This window comes from Cellulophaga omnivescoria (genome assembly GCF_001999725.1).
GTDB classification, from domain to species: Bacteria; Bacteroidota; Bacteroidia; order Flavobacteriales; family Flavobacteriaceae; genus Cellulophaga; species Cellulophaga omnivescoria.
The window spans coordinates 79,722-98,524 of record NZ_MDDP01000017.1; the positions used below are offsets into that span (position 1 = coordinate 79,722).

Below are 18,803 nucleotides of genomic sequence, written 5' to 3' on the forward strand. Positions count from 1 at the left end.
TCTTAAACATATCAATTGTTATTTAGCTCATTTGTAGAATGTATGTTAGTGAAAATAAAGAGATAAAAATCCATAGGCAAACAGCTAAAACAATAGGTTTTGGTCCTGTTGCTTTTAAGTCCTTTAGAGAAATGGTTGTTCCCACAATAAACAATGTAAGTACTAATAAACGTTTTGAATATAGTACAATGTTAGTGGTTGCAAAAGTGGGTAGTATATGGTAGCTATTAACTATAATAGCGACAATAAATAGTAAAATAAAATACGGAATTTTTATTTTTTCTCCTTTAGTTTTAAAAATAAACATAGATAAAATAGACAGAGGTATAATCCATAGTGTTCTAGATAATTTTACGGTTGTTGCTATTTTAAGAGCTTGGTCTCCATAATCTAAAGCAGCACCAACTACAGAGCTAGTATCGTGTATAGCAATAGCACACCAGAGCCCAAATTGTGACTGACTGAGCCCAAGCCAATTACCCACAGCAGGGAATAAAAATAGAGCAATTGAGTTAAGTAAAAATACCACACCTAATGCAATGCTTATTATTTTTCCGTTAGCCTTTATAACAGGAGCAATAGCAGCAATAGCGCTGCCGCCACATATAGCTGTTCCTGAGGTAATTAAATGCCCCAGTTTTAAATCCATTTTTAAAAGTCGGGCTAGTATTAACCCCAAACTTACGGTAAGCATTATAGATAAAAAAGTAAGACTTAAACCATCTTTACCTGTTTGTATAGTTTCTTTTATAAACATTCCAAAACCTAAACCAACAACAGATACTTTTAAAAAGTAGTGAATAGCTTTGTGGCTATACGTTTTAAAAGGATTTTTAAAAATTAGTGTAAAAACAAAACCTAATGTTAGTGCGGTTGCACTGTTTATTAATCCGCTTATTGTGGCTATAACTATACTAAAATAGAGAAGTTTTGTAATTAGTGTCTTCATATCAAACTATATTAATCTGATACAAAACTACTAGTAACATATAACTATTTTGCAAACATTTAAGCTATGTGTTATAACTAAAAGTTATAATTAGAGCGAATGTATTTTTCAAAGCTACTCATAGTAGCATTTTGGTAGCCTGTTCTAAATACAAAATAAAACCAGCGTTCCAAACTAAAGTTTTTAATGTCAATAATTTTTAGCTTGTTGTGTAGTAAATCTTCTGTAACTGCATTTATAGATAGTAATGCATAACTGTTAGAATAGTATAGATAGTTTTTAATAGCTTCCGTACTATTTAAGGTAACTACGGTATTTAATTTTTTTATATTGTTTTGGTGCAAAAATTGTTGAATTATTTTTTTGGTGCCAGAACCAATTTCGCGTTCTACAATTGGTAAGTTTTTTAACTCATTTAAATTAATTATTCCTTTTTTGTGGTTACTATTTTTACTGTTGGTTACCAGAACAATTTCATCTTTAATAAACTTAGTAAAATGTAACTTTGGATTTGTGTTTTTGCCTTCTGTAATTCCAAAATCTATTTGTTGATTTAAAATTAATTCTTCTATTTCATCAGAGTTTTCACTGTCAATTTTTACATTGGTGTTAGGAAACTGAGTTTTAAACTTAGCTATTACTTTTGGCAAAATATAATTAGCAATTGTAGTACTTGCACCAAAGCTAATTTCATCTGGGAATGTTTTTTCTTTATGTAAAAATTGCTGATCTATTTCTGCGTAAATATCTAAAATTCTGTTTACGTAAACCAAAAAGGCTTTACCATCTGCAGTAAGTTCTATAGAGTTTCTTTTTCTAATAAAAAATGCACATTTATAGTTGTTTTCTAAGTTACGAATAGCTTTAGATATTGCTGGTTGTGATATAAATAACTGCTCTGCTGCTTTGGTAAAACTAGCGTGCTGTGCAACGCTTTTAAATATGTGAAGTTTATTTTTCATAGATAAAAATTTAGCAACCTAGGATTACAAAATTACTGATAACTTTTTTTAAACTCTAGTGGAGTTAAATTGGTTTTAGATTTAAATACTTTTGAAAAATAGGCATAATCTTTAAAGCCTAAATTTTCAGAGATTGATGACATTGTGTTTTTGGAGTGCACCAATAACCTTTTAGATTCTAAAACTACACGTTCTGTAATTAACTCTGTTGTTGTTTTGTTTATTGTTGCTTTGCAAATACGATTTAAATGTTTTGCGGTAATGTGTAAACGGTCTGCATAAAATTGCGCAGATTTCTCTGTTTTATAATGTGCTTCTATCTCTTTTTCTAAGGCTCGTAATGTTTCTATATATGCAACAGAGTTTGTTTCTGTTGTAATAGTTTCTGTGTTGTATAATCTAGCTAAGTCTATGTATACGGTATGAATTAAACTTGCTATTTTTTGTTTTTTATAGGGCAAGTTATCATAATACTCATTGTTTATAGATTTGTAAATGGGAGCTAATTGTGCAAGCTTATGCCTATTTATATTTAAAGATGGAGTGTTTTTGTGAGAGTAGTAAAAAGGAAATTGTTCTAGTTTACTGGTTGAAAAATGCATCTCATAAAAATCCTGAGTATGAAAAAAAATGTAACCCTCAGGATCACTTGTAAATTTCCAATGGTGTGTTTGTCCTGGTTTTAAGAAGAAAACACTACCAGTATTAACCTCATAACTGTTAAAATCTATTTCATGAACACCTTTACCTTTGGTAAACAGAACGCATAGGTAAAAGTTGTGACTATGTGGTTTATTTACAACAGTGGCATTTTTTTGTAAATGTGTGACTAAATCATTGCTGTAAAAGTCGCTTAAAGGAACCTTGTGTTCAAACTGTTCAATATTTAGTACAGGAATAATTTTCATATAGTGTTTAAAATGTCCTAAAAGTACAAATAATGGAGAAATTTGTACTACCTTTTTTAGTAGGATAGAAATTACCTTTGTAAAAAAAATAAATTATGGCATCATTAGTATCATCGCTTTTAAAAGGAAAATGTCCGCAGTGTAAAAAAAGAAATATTTTTAATGCGGCACAAGGGTTGTTTTTACTATCTATTCCGGAGATGGATGCTGTGTGTAAAAATTGCAATTTTAAGTTTGAGAAAGAACCTGGCTTTTTCTTTGGAGCAATGTTTGTTAGTTATGCGTTGGCTGTGGCAGAATTTATAGCATTTTCTATTCTTTTTTATTTTATTTTGAAAATGCCAATTCTGTATACTTTTTTTGGTGTACTGTTTTTTGCTCTTATTTTAAGTACTTTTAACTACAGGTATTCTAGAATTATTTGGATTTATCTTTTTTATAAAGAAAAGAAAGCCTAATTGCTATTTAGCAGGCTCAATTAAATCCCACTTATTACCGTACAAATCTTTAAAAATTGCAACTGTACCATAGGGTTGTTTTGTGGGTTTTTGTAAAAATTGAACGCCGTTTTTACTAAAAGTTACGTAATCTCTATTACTATCATTTGTCTGCATAAAAAATGCAACACCATCACCAGCTTGTTTGCCTACAGTTGCTTTTTGTAAGTCTGTATTTGCAAGTGTTACTACCAATGCAAAATTAGGTTGGTCTTTTGCTTGTATTGTAACCCACCTTTTACCATCACCAAGTTGTACATCTTCAACCAGAATAAAATTTAGTTTTTGTGTGTAAAACGCAATGGTATCATCATAATTAAGAACTAATAAAGTGGCGTTTTTAATGTGGTTCATCTTATTATTTTGTTTCGTATGTGTGTTTTTCTTTTAAATATTTTGCAAGTTCTTCGTCATTCATTTTAAAAAGTATTTTGCAGTAGGTTGTGTAATTTACAGCATCTTTTCCTTTTAAAAAATTTGTAATACCATATTGCGTAAAAGGGTAGTGTAGGTCTACTGTATTAAATTTGGAAAATCGGTCTTTAGACTTTGGGTGTTTTTTTCTTAGTATTTTGTAAGACTTGTGTAGTGAGTGTGCTAAATACAAGCATAAATCAGACAATATACTTTTTGGTATTTTATCGTCAACTATTGGTTTGTAATGGTTTTCAATAGTTTTATAAAAACTCTTTTTAGATTCAAGTTTATTTGGTTTTTTTTCTAAAGGCATTTAGTGGTCATTAGATGGTAAATAGTATAAACCTGAAAAAAGTATTGCGCTATTATTTTTAGCGCAATACATTAGTTGTTTTTATGGATTGGTAGACCATAATGAAGCGTTTTTAAGCATAGCTCGCCTAGGTAATTTTAAACCAGCAACAATTAGCTCTGCAAAGTCTTCAGGCTGCAGTACACTATCTTTAGAGTCTTTATTTGCAATGCCTAAATCTATAGACATATCTGATGCAATTGTACTTGGTGTAAGGGTGTTTACTCTAATGTTATTTTTGCGTACTTCTTTCATCAATGACTCAGACATACCAATAACAGCAAATTTAGAAGCAGAATAAGCAGATGTGTTTGCATTACCATTTAAACCAGCTGTAGAAGACACATTAATTATATCTCCAGCGTTTTTCTCTATTAAATGCGGTAAAACTTCTTTAGTAACATAATAAACGCCCATGACGTTGGTTTGCATTATTTGTGCCCATTGGTTTACCTCCATATCATTAAAGGAACCAAAAGCAGCAATACCAGCGTTGTTAATTAAAATGTCTATGCTTTTAAAATTATTAAAAACAGACGCAATTCCTTTTTTTACTTCTTCTTGGTTACTAACATCAAAAACAGCATAAGTAGCATCTACCCCTAAAGCCTTAATTTCTGCCACGGTAGCTTCTAATGTTTCTTTATTTCTTCCTGTTATGGCAACAGATACACCCTCTTTTGCAAGTGCTAAAGCCGTAGCCTTACCAAGTCCTCTACTACCACCGGTAATTAGAGCTTTTTGTCCTTTTATTTGTTCCATTTTTTATATGTTTTGCTTTAATAAGTAAAGTGTAGTACTTTATATGGTTGTACAAAAATAAAGAACAATAAAGGTTTTTAATTCGTTATAAGTGTTGGTTTTTTGTTAAGATTTGATTTGTTATTATGTGTTAGGTAGTTACATTTATTATATGTTAAAGAAAGTGATTTGCATTCTAATACTCAATTTTGTTTAATTACATTTGCAAGTACTATAACCTACTTTTTTTAATGAAAATAATTCGTTTTTTTTCTAAAATTAAATACACCACATTAATACTTGTAATGGTTATAGTTACAGTGTTAAGTACTTTGGCTTTAAGCTATTTAATTACAGATGAAATTACTATTGTAAGTGAAGATATTGCCAAACGTAATTTTAGAGAAAAGTACGATGACGTTTACCAAGAGCTTACACGTTTAGAGGATTTTTTAGCAAGATTAGAAACTATTGTTAATGGCTCTAGCTCTGTAGATGAGTTACAGCAAAATTTTAATACATGGGTTTCTTTTCAGCCAAAACAATTAGACTCACTAATTTCATGGCAAAAAGTATCTTTTACGCAATCTACAGATACGCTAGCATCTATAGAAACCTTGCAAGACACTGTTTTATCTTTTAAAAACAAAGATAAATCTTTAGCAGTAGTAAAAAAGCAAAGTGTAATTGTGCCTACTTCTACTGGGTATGTTTGGCGTAATAAGCTTGCTGTAGTTACTGCTGCAAAAGACTCTCTATTTTTAGGGTATGATATTGCATTAAAAGATTTGCAACGTTATTTTGCAAACGTAGACTCTAAATCTATTAATTACGCTTATGTTTTTAATAAAGATGGTTTGGTTTTATTACATCCAGATGAAAATTTATTAGGTAAAAGTGTGTTTACATTTAGTTCTATATCTCCTAAGGATACCATAGAGTTAACAGTTAATAATCAGGTGCCAAGCGTTGTAAAGTCTGAGTATTTACAATTAGATGTTATACGTTACCTACAGCCCTTGCAATTAAAAGAAACCTCTTGGTATATTGCAGTAAGTTCTCCTAAAAATATTAGTGAAGAAAATGTTACTAAAATTAGGCAATACACTTTTCTAATCTATGGTATATCTACCATATTATTACTATTTGTATTTTATTTTTTTAATCAGCGTAATAAAAAACAATACAAAGAAAAGGAGCGTTTACTAAAGGAGAAAAATAATTTAATTGTACAAAAAGAAATTGCCGAAAAAGAGAGTTCTTTTTTGCAATTGCAACAATTAAAAGAGCAAATAAATCCACATTTTTTATTTAACGCTCTTAACTCTTTGTATATGTTAATAGATATAAATAAAGAAAAATCTAAAACCTTTGCTTTAAAGCTATCTAAGCTCTACCGTTATTTTATTACACCGCCAGCTAACAATATTACCCTAGTAAAAAATGAGCTAGAGTTACTTAAAGAGTATATTTACTTGCAGCAAACCCGTTTTGGTAAAAGTTTAGAAGTGATTATTTTGGGTGATGTTAATCTGGCAGAAAACAAATACATTCCTTTTTTAGCATTGCAAACCCTTGTAGAAAATGCTATTAAGCACAATACGGCAACTAAAAGTAATCCGCTCACTATAACAGTAACTATAAATAAAATAGGAGTAGAAGTGAAAAATAATTACCAACCAATAGCAACTCCTCAAAAAAGCAATCACTTTGGAATAGACTATCTAAAAAACATTTACGCTTATTATAATGTAAATAATTTTACAAATTACCAGAAAAATTCTCAGTATATATGTAATTTACCTTACATTATTATTAAATAGTTCATTCACTCCTTAATAATACCCACTCACTCTCCTTTTTTTGTGAGTATTTAGTAAAACACAGATTTTTAGGCAAAATTATAACCTCATTATGCGTAAAAATCAGTCTGCATTTATAGTTAAAATAGTGCTATTTATTCTTTTTTTAGGAAGTACAGTTGGTGTTTCTGCTCAAAAAGACAATAAAAAAGATAATGAACAATCTAAAGATAGCCTAAATAAAGGGTATAAAGATTATGCTAAACTTTTAAAAGATGCAACAGTAACTAAAGGCCTGTTTTCTGTTATAAAAACTGATACCGATTACTACTTTGAAATTTCTGATAGTCTTTTTACAAGGCAATTTTTAATAGTTAATAAAATATCTCAGGTTCCTTTAGCAATAAATGAGCACGGGTTAAATAAAGGAATGAATTATGAAAACAAATTAATTACGTTTCATAAAGATAGTTTGTCTAAAACAATTTGGGTTAAAACAAGTAACCCAATGGTTTCTTCTCCAAAAGATGATGCTATTACCTTGTCTGTAAAAGACAATTTTGCAGAATCTATTATAGAAAAGTTTGATATTGAAAGTTATAATCCTAAAACAAATGCACCATTAATAAAGGTTAATAAGGTTTTTAACGGTAAAGAAAAAAGTTTTAATGATGTGCTTAATAATGTTGGTTTAGGTGGCAGTGTTAAAAGTGACTTATCGTACATTCAAAAAGTTAAATCGTTCCCTAAAAATATTGTGGTAAAATCTTTATTAACTACAACAGTTAATGAAGGCGGACCTACTATGTACGTAACCTTAGGTGTAACTAGCAACATAGTATTGCTACCTAAAGTACCTATGCAAGCAAGGGAACTAGATAAGCGTGTTGGTTTTTTTACAGAAAAACACTGGTCTTTTAATGATAAACAACAGGCTATGAAAAAGCAAGAGTTTATTACTAGGTGGCGTTTAGAGCCTAAACCAGAAGATGTAGGTAAGTACTTAAGTGGTAAATTGGTAGAACCAAAAAAACCAATTGTTTACTATATAGATCCTGCAACACCTAAACAGTGGAGAAGTTATATAAAGCAAGGTGTAGTAGATTGGCAAGTTGCCTTTCAAAAAGCTGGTTTTAAAAATGCAATCATAGCAAAGGAACCAGATGCTAATGATACAGATTTTGATGTTGATGATGTGCGTTATTCTGTAATTACTTATGCAGCATCTCCGCAAGCAAATGCTATGGGACCATCTGTTGTAGATCCACGAAGCGGAGAGATTATAGAGGCAGATATTATTTGGTGGCATAACGTAATGACATCCTTGCAAAGTTGGATGCGTGTACAAACCGGACCTATAGACAGCAAGTCTAGAGCTAATGTATTTAATGATGCGCATATGGGAGAAGCAATTAGGTTTGTGTCTTCTCATGAAGTAGGCCATACTTTTGGATTAAAGCACAATATGGGTGCTTCCCATAGTTTCCCGGTAGATTCCCTTCGCTCTAAAACATTTACAGATAAAATGGGCGGTACTGCGCCTTCAATAATGGATTATGCTCGTTACAATTATGTTGCGCAACCAGAAGATAACGTTACGGCTATTACACCAAAAATAGGCTTGTATGATACTTATGCTATACAATGGGGCTACCAATGGTTTAGATCACGCTTAGAAGAAAAACAACAATTAAAAGCATTGGTAGATAGCCACGCTAATAATCCACTTTATTTTTATGGAGAACAACAACCGCATTTAAACACTGTAGATCCTAGGTCACAATCTGAAGATTTAGGAGATAACGCAATGTTGGCAAGTACATACGGACTAAAAAACTTAAAACGTGTTGCCAATAATTTAGAGGAATGGACATACCAAGAAGGTGATGATTATTACAACACGGGTAAATTATATATGGACATTATTGGGCAATGGAGTATGTATAATGACCATGTTACTAACAACGTTGGTGGTATTTACCTTAACTCTACACAGCATAAAGATGGCAAGTTAACATACCAACCAGTACCTTACCAATTACAAAAAGATGCTGTAGCATACCTAAATAAAAATGTATTAACCATACCAGAGTGGTTGTTTTTTAATCCGGTTTTAAAGTACACATATGCAATTAAGGATTCGCCATTAGGACCTTTTGAGCAAGCACCTTATACCTTGTCTAGATCTTTACAATACAATACGTTGTATAAGTTACTTAATAATGAGCGCTTACTGCGTATGGTAGAGGCTAACTTATATAATCCACAACAACAAGCCCGCTATACTGTACAAGAGTTATTTACAGACTTACGTTCACATATTTTTAAAAGAACTGAAAAAGGAGCGTCTTTAACATTAGTAGAGCGTATGACACAAAAAAACTATGTAGATGTTTTGCTAATAGACACACAAAAAATTTTAGAAAAAACAACAGTTGACAAACTTAGTACTGCAAGCTTTTTTAAACCAACTACTTTTTGTGCAGTTGCATTAGCAGAAGAAAAGCAAGCACGTAACATAAATTTTACTTCTATGACGCGCACGTCAGAAATAGCGTCATACAAGCGCCAAGAGTTGCAAAATGTATTGCAATTGTTACTAAAAAAGAAGCGTAAAGGCGATGCAAATACGCAAGCGCATTATAATGATTTGATTTATCGTATTAAAAACACATTAAAATTCTAATTTTAACCCCTAAATACCAATTTTTATGAATAAATTCCTTTTTACGTTATTCTTTGTGGCTGTTACGGCAGCGTGGGCACAGGATACGAGAACAATTACCGGAGAGGTAATAGGAGCAGAAGACGGTATGCCTTTGCCGGGAGCATCGGTATATGTCTCTAAAAATATGATTGCCAATGAAACCGGCGTTGCTGGTGTAATAGAAAATACATCTATTGGTGTTGTTGTAGACTTTAATGGTAAGTTTTCTTTAAAAATACCAGTTGCAATAACACAAATAACAGTTTCTTATTTAGGTTATCAAACTAAAACCATAAACTTAACTGCTGCTAATAACTATATTATTTCTTTAAAAGAAAATGTAGATAGTTTAGATGAGGTTATTTTAACAGGATACCAAAAGGTAGAAAAAAGAAAATTAACTTCTTCCGTTGCTAAGGTTAAGATGGACGACATTGAACAAATTGGTGTTGCTAGTGTAGATCAATTATTACAAGGCCAGGTAGCCGGTGTAGTTGCTACCACACAAACAGGAGCACCAGGAGCACCTGCTAAAATTAGAATTAGAGGAACAGCATCTTTATCTGGCCCACAAGATCCGTTATGGGTTGTAGATGGGTTGCCTTTAGAGGGTAATGATGTGCCAGATTTTAGTGATAAAGACAATATAGATCAATTGCGTAACTACGCTATTGCTGGTTTAAACCCTAGTGATATAGAAGATATTACCATTTTAAAAGATGCTGCTGCCACTGCTATTTATGGTGCAAGAGCAGCTAATGGTGTAATTGTAGTTACTACAAGAAGAGGAAAAAGCGGAAAAATGAGAGTTAACTTTTCTGCAAACACGTTTTTTTCTACAAAGCCTAATTTTGATGAGTTAAACCTAATGAACTCTCAGCAAAAAGTAGATTTTGAACTTGGTTTAGCAGCACGTACAGATTTAGATTTTAGAACTAATAAAGGTGAGGTTGCACGTATTTTAAATAATTCTGGCGAATTAGGAACGTACCAAACTAATGGTTTTTCTTCATTAAGTTCTGCAACTCAATCTCAAATTAATGCATTAAAAAATAACAATGCCAACTGGGGAGATTTACTTTATCAAACTAGTGTAAACACACAGTATAGTTTAGGTATTTCTGGTGGTACAGATACATCAGACTATTACTTTTCTTTAGGCTATTATGATGAAGAAGGTACAACTATTGGTACAGGTTTAGAGCGTTACAACATCACCTTAAAAAATAATTTTGATATTAGTGATCGCTTAAGTGCTGGTGCTTCTATTTTTCTTTCTCAATCTAAAAAAGAGTCGTACTTAACGGGTACAGATGCATTTACTAACCCAGCAAATTACAGCAGAAATGTAAATCCTTATTTTATGCCTTATGCAGCAGATGGATCTTACAATTACGACCAAGATATTGAGGGTACAGACGGTAGATATGTGCCATTTAACTTTTTAGAGGAAAGAGAAAACACGGCATACGATTTAAAAAACCAAGCCGTAAAAGCAATTTTTGATGGTGCTTATAAAATTACAAGCAATCTTACATTATCTACACAATTAGGTTTACAGTTTGATAAAACTAGCACTGAAAAATATGCAGCAGGAGAAACGTATTTCTCTAGAAAAGAACGCGAAAAAAGTAGACGTTATGATTCTAGTATAAGTGATTATTACTACTTTTTACCAGAAGGCGGAATTATACAAAACTGGAATGAAGACTTTTTTCAGTACAACTGGAAGTCTTTACTAACGTATGATGCTAGCTTTGGTAAACATGAAGTAGAAGGTTTGTTGGGGTCTGAGTTTAGACGCTCTAAGTATACTAATATTATGAGTCGTGGTTTTGGGTATAATAAAAATACATTAACTACTACACCTATAATTTTCCCTAATGAAGATACAGCTAATGAAAGTTCTTATCAAACTTATGATAAAACAACGGCAGAAAATGCATACGCATCTTTTTACGCTACAGGTTCTTATACTTATGACCGTAAATATACATTTTTTGGTAGCGTACGTTATGATGGGTCTAACTTATTTGGAGTAGATCCTAAATATAAATATCTACCATTATGGTCTGTTTCTGGATCTTGGTTGGCTAGTGAAGAAGACTTTTTAAAAACAAGTGATGTTATATCTAACCTACGTTTTAGAGGATCTTATGGTTTGCAAGGTAATATAGACCGTAATACTTCTCCGTTTGTAATTGGTGAGTATGACACTACTAGTATTTTACCAGGTACATCAGAAGAAACAATTGTAGTTACATCACCACCAAATGCTAAGTTACGCTGGGAAAAAACAACCAATACCAATGTAGGTATGGATTTAGGTTTGTTTAATGGTAGAATTAATATTGCTGCAGATGTGTACAAGCGTAACAGTACAGATTTAATTGGTTTGCGTTCTGTACCATTAGAAAATGGGTTTGAGTTTACCAACCTAAATTGGGCAGAGTTAACTAATAAAGGGTATGAGATTAGCTTGTCTACAAGAAACATTGTAACTAAAGATTTTTCTTGGACTACAAACATTAATATATCTCACAACAAAAGTAACGTAGATAAAATACAGGTTAGAGATAATAGCTTTTTACCATCTAGAGAAGGTTTTCCTGTTAATGCTGTATTTGCTTTAAAAACGGCTGGTATAGATGAAAGTGGTTACCCGTTATTTAAACGTGGAGATGAGGTTGTTTCTGCAGTAGACTTTTTTAAGTTAAAAGATCCTTGGGCAGATTTTTTCCCAGGCTTTTTAACAGAGTCAGAGTTAACTAATGAAGAATTTAGAAACCTGTTTACTTATGTAGGAGACCAGGACCCTAAATATAGTGGCGGTATTATAAACACTTTTAAATTTAAAAATTTAGATTTTACTGTTGCTGCTAACTTTAACTTAAAACAGACAGTTGTAGAGCGCCAACCTTATAATGGTACACAATTAGATCGTGGACAAAACTATTCTGCTAGAGTTTTAGATGCTTGGTCTGCAACAAACACAACTAGCAATTTGCCAGCTATTGTTGGTGAAACATCTGGCGCAGGAGATTCTTGGATGGCTTACAAATGGTTTGGAGGCTTAAACCCTATAGAAACAATGCCTTTGTTAGATACTTGGGTTAAAGAAATGAGCTATGTAAGAATTAATAGTATGCGTGTTGGGTACAGTTTTCCTAAAAGCTTAACTACTAAGCTAAATATTAATAGCTTCCGCTTAAGTCTAGAGGGTAAAAACTTGTTGGTATTTGGGTCTGATTATAACGGTTATTTTGATCCTGAAACATACGGAAATATATACGCGCAGCCTATAGCAAAAACAATTGCAATAGGGTTAAATGTAACTTTTTAAAATAGTAAATAATGAAACAAAAATATATATACCTAGTAGCATTAGTAGCATTTTTTGCTGTAAGCTGCGATGATTATTTAGAAATAGAACCAGAAGGAAAAGTTATTCCAGAAAGTTTAGAAGAGTTTAGAGCTGTTTTAACTAAAGGATATGATATTTTTCCGGAGCAAAAATCTAGAGTTGTATACAGAACAGATGAACTTATTTTAGATGAAAATAGTTTTGATTTTCCTTCTTACAAAGATGTGTTTACCTGGAAAGATTCTAACCCAGATCCTCAAACGGCACCTTACCCTTATATACAAGTGTATAACTCTATTTTTTACACTAATCATGTTATACAAGATGGAGCAGAAAAAATTGAAGAATCACAAGAAAAAAATCAATTATTGGGAGAGGCGTATGCATTACGTGCTTATGCACATTTTGATTTGGTAAACCTTTACGGCGTGCCTTATAATGCAACTACTGCAGCTACAGACATTGGCGTGCCATTAGCACTAGAGATAGATTTAGAGCAGGTTTTTGTGCCTGCCTCTGTACAAGAAGTTTATACTCAAGTTTTAAAAGATATAGAAAAAGCTAAATCGCTTTTAAACGTTACAAAATTTGAAGCAGGTTTAAATTACAGATTTACAAAAACAGCAGTTTTAGCCCTAGAGGCTCGTGTGCATACATATATGAATAATAGTGAAGCCGCTTTAACGGCTGCAAATGCTGCTTTAGCTTTAAATAAAGAGCTAGTTAATTTAAATGACACGCCACAATTTCCAAATTTATACACATCTGTAGAGTCTATTATGGCTTTAGAAGATGTGCTTGACTCTAGTGTAAGAAATAGTTCTTTTATATCTAATGACTTATTGGCTGTTTATGATACTACAAACGATTTAAGGTTTGCATTGTATTTTACAGAAGACAATGGTAATTATAAAGCAGCAAAAGGCGGGGAGCAAGAGTTTAATTGTTCATTTAGAGTGTCTGAGTTGATGTTAATAAAGGCAGAAGCACAGGCCAAATTAGGAGCTTTAGAGGATGCAAAAGCTACCTTGTTAGCATTTATGCAAAACCGTTACCAAAGTGCACATATGGCTAATTTAACAACGGCTATTAACCCAATGTCTGCTAATGAGTTTATGCAAGAGTTATATACAGAACGTTGGAGAGAATTGGCGCTAGAAGGTCACCGTTGGTTTGATTTAAGAAGAAGTAACCAAAAAGCTATTACGCATAGTTTAAGCGGAGAAGATTTTCAGTTAGGTGAAAATGACCCAAGGTATACCTTGCCTTTCCCTGCAGATGCAAGATTAAATAACCCGGAATTATAATATTACGAGTTAGTCAGCGAGCAATTATTGTTCAACTAAACCCGATAATTTTATCGGGTTTTTTTATTTTTATACAAAAAATAATATGCTTGTAGTTGTAGTAGAAGATGAAGATTTGGCAGCAGATTATTTAATTGGTTTGCTAAAAGCGCAAAGTGTTGTGCCTGTAACTAAAATAATACATTTGGGTTCTGTGCAAGAAATGGTGTCTTTTTTTAATGATGCCAAGCCAGATTTAATTTTTATGGACATTCACTTAGGTGATGGTAAAAGTTTAGAGGCCTTTACACAAACAAATATTACTGCTCCTATAGTTTTTACTACTGCTTATGATGATTATGCTATACGTGTATTTAAACACTTTACAATAGACTATTTACTAAAGCCTTTTGAAGCTAAAGATGTGTATAAGGCATTGCAAAAGTATACGCAGATAAAAGAAAATTTTTCATTTTACAACACGGCAAAATCTCTAGAGGCTTTAGATAGTAAAACGCTACAAGATCGTTTTTTAGTACAATCTGGTCATCAGCTAAAATCTATAGAAAGTGCTGAGGTTGCCTTTTTTTATAGCGAAGGAAAAAATCTTTTTTTATTTACAACCACATCTGAAAATTACTTGTATAAAGACACGTTACGAGATATATCAGAAAAACTAAACCCAGAAGTCTTTTTTAAAGTAAACAGAAATTATATTATACACATAAATGCAATAAAAGAGATTGTAAAACATAATCCGCAAAAAATAGAATTACACCTAAAAGTGGCACACGCAAGTGCAAAACCTATTTTAGTAAGCAAGTTTGAGGTTAAAAATTTTAAAATTTGGTTAGATAAGTAGCTGCTTGGTGTTTATAGTTTTTTACTAAACAACAACCTTGCTCCACGTTCTTTAGATGTAAATTGGCGTACCATTTGCAAATCTAACTTTTCTAAAACTCTCCTAGATGCGTGGTTTTCTGGGCTAGCGGTAGCTAAAATTTCAGTTAAATTAAGTTCGTTTTTAGCGTAGTCTATCCAAAACTTACCTATTTCTGTAGCAATGCCTTTGCCCCAAAATTTATCATCTAATATAAAGCCAAACTCATAACTTTCTTTGCCAAGGTAATTGCACTTTAATAAGCCAGATACACCAATAAAGGCATTATCTTCTTTTTTTGTTAGGCACCAGAAACCAACAGTTTCATCTGTTGTGGTAATAAAATCATCTTCAATTATTTTTTGTAGTTCATTAGCAGTTAAAACACGACCTTTTAAAGTGTTTTGCATAACCAACGGATTTTTGCAAAACAGGTCTTCTAGTGGTTTTCTGTACGTTGTACTTAAGGGTGTAAATTGTATTCTTTGACTTTGTAACATTCTAGTAAAATACAATTTTATTTTTAAACTGTAATGCTAGATTATAAAGGTTGTTTTAATTTTTTTGTTCTTGTTACTCATTTAAAAACGGATTGTACATCATAATAGCATTGTTAGTAACTAGTAATTTTTCAGTTTGCTCTCCGTTTAAATCTTCAATTTGTATAATTTGATTATGACGAGAATAACCTCCCCAATATTGCTGTTTAATAATATGGTTACGCTCCTCAACCGTATAAAGAGCGTTAACTTTATTTTTAGAAGTTAGTGTGCCATTTAAGTGAGTTTTATCTAACCATAAGTTTACCTGAAAGCTGTTTTTAGTTTTATTTTTTACCTGCAAATCTATGTAATTATAAGATAATGTTGCGCCGGCTCCAAAGGGTACTTTGCGGTTAATATCCGGGAAAACATCAAAACCGTGTCTATACCTTTCTGTAACTGTTAATGGTGAGTGTGCAAATATCCAAAATAGTAAATTACCAAGTTGGCACAGACCACCTCCTGTGTCTTTAGCAATTTGTCCTTGACTTAGAATTAAACCTTCTAAATATCCTTTGCGCTTTGTGGGTCTGCCCACTAGTTTCCAAATAGAAAATGTTTCGTTTGGTTTAATAATAACAGTATTTATTTGGCTAATTGCAATTTCTAAATTCTTTCTCTTGTTTTCTTGTAAATACATATCTACATCTTTTAACGGACGTAAAATCATTGAGCTGTGTTCAAAAACCAAATTTTTAAAATCGCTATTACCTTTGGTCGTTGCCCATTTTTTGCCTGACGATAACCAATGGTATTTACGTTTTAATATAAAATATTCCTTACCAACAAGTTGCCGTATTCTACTTCTGTTTATTGGTTTTTTTATCTCGTTCATTATAAGCGTAATAAAACTATAATTTAAATTCTGTTTGGTTTTTGGCAGTGTCAAAAATATGCGGATAATGTTCTTTAGCATTTTTAATCATAAATGCTACTGGCACATCATCAAAATGTCCGTAATCTTCTAAATATTCCATAAAAGTATTCCCTTCTCTATTAAATTCTTGTAAAACGGAATCATTTTCTCCATCAAACTCTAAAGGATCAACATTAAACATTTTACATAGTGATGCGTTAAAAGCAGGAGACATTTTAAGCCATTTGTCATTTATAAAAGCATTAACCATACCGTGGTTAGTTAATTCATTGCTTCCAAATTTTTCAATAAGGCGTTCTGCTCCTATGTGGTTTTTAACTTTGGCTAAGTGTAGCCTAGCAGGTATATTAAGCGCTCTTAAGCAGGTAATTAATAAAATAGATTTGTCTATGCAATGTCCGCTATCTCTTTTAGCAATTGTACTTGCTTTATAGTTTTCTTTAGAAAAACTAAGGTTATAAGGGTTGTACCTCCAAGAATCTCTTATTTTTAAATATACAAGTTTGCATTGCTCTTTGGGTGTAAGCGTCGGCTTTTTATATGCTGCTATAAGGTTTTGAATTTCTTTTGTTTCATAATCAAAAAAATAGGTAGGAGATAGGTAGTCCATAATAATTATTGTGTTTTTTGATTTAGTTTAAATATAGCAAAAAGAATATTATCTATATTTTTCTACTTTCAGTTTTAAATAATTTATCCCATAAAATAGTATAAAAACCATAGTTTTTAGAAAATAGCTTATGATGATTTTTATGGAAATAATTGGTTGTAAATATTAAAAAGTATGGGTTACTTACTTTGGTGTTTAAATGTGTAACAACACCGTAAAACCAATTAAATACAAGAAAAGCTATAAAACCATATATGTTTAAAGAAAACACTAATACAATTACAGTTAGCAACAAACCAAATAGTATAGATTCCCAAGGAGACATATAGTATAGGCTAACTATATTAAAACGTTCTGTATGTTCATGGTGTTGCAAATGAATTGGTTTTAAAAAACCAATATTGTGTGATGCCCAATGTAAAGCATACATTAAAAAATCTAGTAATAGAAATAGAATTAAAAAAGTTAGCCAAGGGTTTTGATTATTAAATATGATGAAGCCTTTAACCCACAAAATATATCCCGGAATTGCTATTAAGATGTTAATTAACAGAGTTATTAAGGATGACAAGACTTCTTTCTTTATAATGGCATTTTGGTGTTTGTACACTTTGTTCCACACCATACTAATACCTATGTTTAAGAGGTAACCAGCAATATTTAAGCCAATTAATAAAGAAAAAAATGTTGTAAAATCTTGAAGGTTCATTACGCGGTTTAATGAGCTATAAACCTATTAAAAGACTGCCAATACTTGTCCTTATATATGTCTGTGTTTATTTCTATTTGTGGGGTATATTCTTTTGTTATCTTATGAAATATTTTAGCAGGTTGTCTAAAGTCCGTACAGGCATAATATACTTCTCTTACAGATTCTGCTGTTTGTCTGCCTACATTTAAATAACCATCAGAATCTTTAAGTTCTGCAGTTACTTTTTCTTCAATTTGGTTTAACAATTCGTAGGTTTTGCTATCTGGCATTCCATTGTTATTTTCACCATTATATTTAATTTCCATTACGGCAATCCAAGGATGAGAGGCTTTACTGTCCCAAGCAAGTAAATCAGTATTTACAACTGCAATTAATGGTAATCCGTTATTTAAAGTTGCCTCTAACCCAGAGTATTTATCGTTTTCGGTATTGTGCCTTAGCCCTTTGTATTTTTCTACAAACTCTTTTTCTCTCCATATTAAAAAGTCTTTTAGTTTTTTAAAAGGCACTAGTTCTGATGTGGCATTCTGTGGAGCAATAATGCTAACGTTATCTATTTTTGTTACGGAATTTAACTCTCCTAAAGAATGGTCTAGAGCAAGGTAAACACCGTTGGTCATTATGGCCTTATTATCTTCGGTATAATCTTCATGAGTAATAGTGATATCAATTTCATCTGGCATAGATGAGTGTTCTGTTGCATAAAATTGCATTTTACTTTCATTAAAGGTATAGCCATCCATTTCTATTCCAAATTTTCCTAGATCAGATGGTTGTTTAAGAGCTGTTATTTTCCAATTTTTTATCTCAGGTGCTGCAGCTACAAACTCTTCTACAAATACAATGTTTTTTATTACTCCGTCTGGAGTTAAAATAAGTTCGGCAGTAGTGTCATTAAACATACCTGCTAAAAACCAAATTCCGTCTTTAAGTTGATCTAATTTGGGTGATAGCTTTTCAAAAAATTCTTTGTTAACATTGCCTTTGTCCTTAATTACAGTGTAAAATGTTTGTTGGTTTTTAGAAAACCATTTCCAAAAATCTTCGTAAGAGTTTATAGGCTCTTCTTTTGATTTAAATAGTGATTTTAAAAAGCTCATATATTTTAATAGTTTATTGCTTATAGTAAATATAGGAATTTTAAATAGGAGGTTATTTTCTGAAAATTTTGTTGTAAAATAAATGAGCTATTCATAT

Annotated in this window: 17 protein-coding genes; 6 read left to right on the forward strand and 11 right to left on the reverse strand. The window is 31.7% G+C overall.

Going from position 1 to position 18,803, the window contains the following annotated elements:
- Positions 1-22 precede the first annotated feature (22 nt).
- The 3 genes from BFJ87_RS09680 to BFJ87_RS09690 all read right to left on the reverse strand — a co-directional run bounded on the left by BFJ87_RS09680 (position 23) and on the right by BFJ87_RS09690 (position 2,819).
- Positions 23-949, reverse strand: coding sequence for a YeiH family protein (locus tag BFJ87_RS09680; RefSeq protein WP_077403435.1), 927 nt, complete (start codon positions 947-949; stop codon positions 23-25).
- 77 nt (positions 950-1,026) lie between these two features.
- On the reverse strand, positions 1,027-1,911 hold the full coding sequence (locus BFJ87_RS09685) for a LysR substrate-binding domain-containing protein (RefSeq protein WP_077403438.1): 885 nt from the start codon (positions 1,909-1,911) through the stop codon (positions 1,027-1,029).
- 32 nt (positions 1,912-1,943) lie between these two features.
- Positions 1,944-2,819: a helix-turn-helix domain-containing protein gene (locus tag BFJ87_RS09690; RefSeq protein WP_077403441.1), complete on the reverse strand. Its 876-nt coding sequence runs from the start codon at positions 2,817-2,819 to the stop codon at positions 1,944-1,946.
- Between the two features lie 95 nt (positions 2,820-2,914).
- On the opposite strand from BFJ87_RS09690, the gene BFJ87_RS09695 reads away from it, so the two are divergent.
- Entirely contained in the window at positions 2,915-3,277 is a 363-nt protein-coding gene (locus tag BFJ87_RS09695; protein WP_077403444.1) for a DUF983 domain-containing protein, read from the forward strand.
- Between the two features lie 3 nt (positions 3,278-3,280).
- On the opposite strand, the gene BFJ87_RS09700 is transcribed toward BFJ87_RS09695, so the two are convergent.
- From BFJ87_RS09700 to BFJ87_RS09710, 3 genes are all read right to left on the reverse strand, one after another.
- A complete protein-coding gene (locus BFJ87_RS09700; RefSeq protein WP_077403447.1) occupies positions 3,281-3,670 on the reverse strand; it encodes a VOC family protein in 390 nt (129 codons plus the stop codon).
- A gap of 4 nt (positions 3,671-3,674) precedes the next feature.
- On the reverse strand, positions 3,675-4,046 hold the full coding sequence (locus BFJ87_RS09705) for a hypothetical protein (protein ID WP_077403450.1): 372 nt from the start codon (positions 4,044-4,046) through the stop codon (positions 3,675-3,677).
- A gap of 81 nt (positions 4,047-4,127) precedes the next feature.
- Positions 4,128-4,847, reverse strand: coding sequence for a 3-ketoacyl-ACP reductase (locus BFJ87_RS09710; protein WP_077403453.1), 720 nt, complete (start codon positions 4,845-4,847; stop codon positions 4,128-4,130).
- 230 nt (positions 4,848-5,077) lie between these two features.
- On the opposite strand from BFJ87_RS09710, the gene BFJ87_RS09715 reads away from it, so the two are divergent.
- From BFJ87_RS09715 to BFJ87_RS09735, 5 genes are all read left to right on the forward strand, one after another.
- Complete coding sequence (locus tag BFJ87_RS09715) at positions 5,078-6,649, forward strand: histidine kinase (RefSeq protein ID WP_077403456.1); 1,572 nt, start codon at positions 5,078-5,080, stop codon at positions 6,647-6,649.
- 91 nt (positions 6,650-6,740) lie between these two features.
- Positions 6,741-9,314: a zinc-dependent metalloprotease gene (locus BFJ87_RS09720; RefSeq protein WP_077403459.1), complete on the forward strand. Its 2,574-nt coding sequence runs from the start codon at positions 6,741-6,743 to the stop codon at positions 9,312-9,314.
- Positions 9,315-9,339: 25 nt separating this feature from the next.
- Positions 9,340-12,678: a SusC/RagA family TonB-linked outer membrane protein gene (locus tag BFJ87_RS09725; protein WP_077403462.1), complete on the forward strand. Its 3,339-nt coding sequence runs from the start codon at positions 9,340-9,342 to the stop codon at positions 12,676-12,678.
- A gap of 11 nt (positions 12,679-12,689) precedes the next feature.
- Positions 12,690-14,006 (forward strand): RagB/SusD family nutrient uptake outer membrane protein, encoded by a 1,317-nt coding sequence (locus BFJ87_RS09730; protein ID WP_077403465.1) that lies wholly within the window; start codon positions 12,690-12,692, stop codon positions 14,004-14,006.
- Positions 14,007-14,091: 85 nt separating this feature from the next.
- Positions 14,092-14,847, forward strand: coding sequence for a LytR/AlgR family response regulator transcription factor (locus tag BFJ87_RS09735; protein ID WP_077403468.1), 756 nt, complete (start codon positions 14,092-14,094; stop codon positions 14,845-14,847).
- Positions 14,848-14,858: 11 nt separating this feature from the next.
- Here BFJ87_RS09735 and BFJ87_RS09740 read toward each other — a convergent pair whose 3' ends face one another.
- The 5 genes from BFJ87_RS09740 to BFJ87_RS09760 all read right to left on the reverse strand — a co-directional run bounded on the left by BFJ87_RS09740 (position 14,859) and on the right by BFJ87_RS09760 (position 18,706).
- A complete protein-coding gene (locus BFJ87_RS09740; RefSeq protein WP_077403471.1) occupies positions 14,859-15,365 on the reverse strand; it encodes a GNAT family N-acetyltransferase in 507 nt (168 codons plus the stop codon).
- Between the two features lie 73 nt (positions 15,366-15,438).
- On the reverse strand, positions 15,439-16,242 hold the full coding sequence (locus BFJ87_RS09745; protein ID WP_077403474.1) for a VanW family protein: 804 nt from the start codon (positions 16,240-16,242) through the stop codon (positions 15,439-15,441).
- Positions 16,243-16,258: 16 nt separating this feature from the next.
- Positions 16,259-16,894, reverse strand: a complete 636-nt coding sequence (locus tag BFJ87_RS09750) for a transglutaminase-like domain-containing protein (protein WP_077403477.1) — start codon at positions 16,892-16,894, stop codon at positions 16,259-16,261.
- A gap of 52 nt (positions 16,895-16,946) precedes the next feature.
- Positions 16,947-17,603 (reverse strand): sterol desaturase family protein, encoded by a 657-nt coding sequence (locus tag BFJ87_RS09755; protein ID WP_077403480.1) that lies wholly within the window; start codon positions 17,601-17,603, stop codon positions 16,947-16,949.
- A gap of 8 nt (positions 17,604-17,611) precedes the next feature.
- A complete protein-coding gene (locus BFJ87_RS09760) occupies positions 17,612-18,706 on the reverse strand; it encodes a DUF695 domain-containing protein (protein ID WP_077403483.1) in 1,095 nt (364 codons plus the stop codon).
- Between the last annotated feature and the right edge of the window lie 97 nt (positions 18,707-18,803).